The organism is Enterobacter sp. UNJFSC 003 (assembly GCF_036903355.1).
Classification (GTDB): Bacteria; Pseudomonadota; Gammaproteobacteria; order Enterobacterales; family Enterobacteriaceae; genus Enterobacter.
The window spans coordinates 1-252 of the sequence record NZ_JBAKHK010000270.1; the positions used below are offsets into that span (position 1 = coordinate 1).

1 protein-coding gene is annotated in these 252 nt (G+C 54.4%); it reads right to left on the reverse strand.

Annotation, left to right across the window (positions count from 1 at the left end):
• The coding region (locus V5P19_RS24110) for a hypothetical protein (protein WP_089567739.1) at window positions 1-252 on the reverse strand (252 nt) is incomplete at both ends.

A 252-nucleotide genomic window follows, 5' to 3' on the forward strand; every position in this document is an offset into this window, starting at 1 on the left:
GGACTGAGCATATTTGAGCGCCCTGAAGACATCGGTAAGTTGTGACGGCTGACAGCACATCCGTACTCCGCCGGGAAGGAAGAGCGTGACTGGCTCATTCGTGACGGGCTGTGGTACATCAGCATGCAGTGGTGGCGCAATATGAACGGGAAGAACGGTCGGTTCATTTGCCCGGCGTTCAGCTTTTGCGACATCCTGCGGCCATTCGCGAAGTGATGTGAAGGGAATATCGTTGAGTTCACAGTATTGCTG